General features: G+C 66.1%; 3 protein-coding genes. 2 read left to right on the forward strand and 1 reads right to left on the reverse strand.

Annotated features, from left to right (window positions below; genetic code table 11):
* Nucleotides 1-286 (forward strand): DapH/DapD/GlmU-related protein (locus tag EOA79_RS31885; RefSeq protein ID WP_281060312.1); only part of this gene is annotated, 286 nt, incomplete at its 5' end.
* Here the strand turns inward: EOA79_RS31885 and EOA79_RS31890 are convergent.
* Complete coding sequence (locus EOA79_RS31890) at nt 273-1,256, reverse strand: helix-turn-helix domain-containing protein (RefSeq protein WP_095823297.1); 984 nt, start codon at nt 1,254-1,256, stop codon at nt 273-275. The two genes, EOA79_RS31885 and EOA79_RS31890, sit on opposite strands and share 14 nt — an antisense overlap.
* A gap of 127 nt (nt 1,257-1,383) precedes the next feature.
* On the opposite strand from EOA79_RS31890, the gene EOA79_RS31895 reads away from it, so the two are divergent.
* Nucleotides 1,384-1,679: isochorismatase family protein (locus tag EOA79_RS31895; protein ID WP_128293677.1), on the forward strand; the 296-nt coding region annotated here is incomplete at its 3' end.

The raw sequence follows: 1,679 nt of genomic DNA on the forward strand, positions 1-1,679 counted from the left end.
CGATACCGCTCCGGTGAAGATCGGCAGGAGGACGCTGCTTGGCCCCAATGTGCAGATCTATTGCGCCGAGCATCACCGCGAGGCCGCCGGGCGGCTGGCCGGATTGGAGATCGCCAAATCGGTGACGATCGGCGACAACGCGTGGATCGGCGGCAGCGCGGTGATCCTCGCCGGCGTCAGCATCGGCGAAGGCGCCATCGTCGGCGCCGGCGCGGTGGTGACGCGCGACGTTCCGGCCAATGCGACCGTGGTCGGCAACCCGGCGCGGATGGTTACACGCCGCTGAGGGCGACCCGTGCGCTGCCCTTCGAGAATTCGCGCCGGTACTGCATCGGCGAGGTTCTGAGCCGTGCCGCGAAATGCTGGCGCAGCGACGTGGCGCTGCCGAAGCCGGCCTCGAAGGCCACCATGTCCATCGATTTGTCGGTCTGTTCCAGCAGCCTCTGCGCCAGCGCCAAGCGCTGTTCGGCCAGCCAACTGCCGAAGCTGGTGCCGGTCGTCTTCTGGAAGCGACGCGTGAAGGTGCGGCGGGTGAGGCCAGCTGCTTCGGCGACGCTGTCCAGGGTGTGAGCTTCGCCAAGCGTTGCCCGCACCCCGTCAAGTGCCTTTGTGAACCGGTCGGCGTTTGGCGTCGGCGCGAGCGGGCGCTCGATGAACTGAGCCTGTCCACCCTGCCGGTGCGGCGACAGCACGACGTGGCGGGCGAGCCGAAGCGCTGCCTCGGCGCCGTAGCGGGCGCGCACAATGTGCAGGCAGCAGTCCAGCCCGGCGGCGACGCCGGCCGAGGTAACGATGTCGCCTTCATCGACATAGAGCACGTCGGCATCGACGGCGATATCGGGGTGCAGCGTCTGCAACTGGTCGGTATAGGCCCAATGCGTGGTGGCCTTGCGTCCCGCCAGCAGTCCGGCGGCGGCGATGGCGAAGGTGCCGAGGCAGAGGCCGACGATCAGCGCGCCGCGCTTATGTGCCCGTTCAAGCGCATGCTTGAGCGGCGCGGCCAGAGGAGCATCGAGCTCTTTCCAGCTTGGGATGATGACGATGTCGGCCTGGTCGAGCGCCGAAAGATCGTGCGGGACCGAAATGCTCAAACCGGCATCGGTATGGATCGGTCCTTGCTCCGCCGCGCAGACGCGGAAATCGAAGCTCGGCAGGCCGAGCTTGGTGCGGTCCGCGCCGAAGACCAGGCAAGGCACGGAAAGGTGGAACGGGCTGATGCCGTCGAAGGCGACGACGGCGACGATCGGATTGCGCATGGCAGACATCACAAGGTTACGGCAAGGAGTGTCCCAATTTTTTCGAATAATGTCAATTGGGCCACTTTCTGGGAATAGATGTTCGGCCTAGCTTCGCCACCTATCAACCCGCTCGAAAGGAACCGCCATGTCAGCACCAGCCACCCAGCCACGCCGCGCACTCGTCGTCGTCGATGTCCAGAACGACTACAATGGCGGCAATCTCGCCATCCAGCATCCGCCCTTCGCCGACAGCGTCGCCAACGTGGCGCGCGCCATGGACGCCGCCACTGCTGCCGGCATCAAGGTCGTTGTCGTGAAGCAGATGGCGCCGGAGACTTCGCCGATCTTCGCCAAGGGCAGCCATGGCGGCGAACTGCATCCCGAGATCGCCGGGCGCGCCCGCGACCACTATGTCGAGAAGACGCTGCCCTCCGCCTTACC

The organism is Mesorhizobium sp. M1A.F.Ca.IN.020.03.2.1, assembly GCF_004023205.1.
In the GTDB taxonomy this organism is placed as follows: domain Bacteria; phylum Pseudomonadota; class Alphaproteobacteria; order Rhizobiales; family Rhizobiaceae; genus Mesorhizobium.

What these genes read in the sequence shown, in the direction of transcription:
- EOA79_RS31890 (WP_095823297.1), bottom strand. Translation starts at nt 1,256, where the DNA reads ATGCGCAATCCGATCGTCGCCGTCGTCGCCTTCGACGGCATCAGCCCG.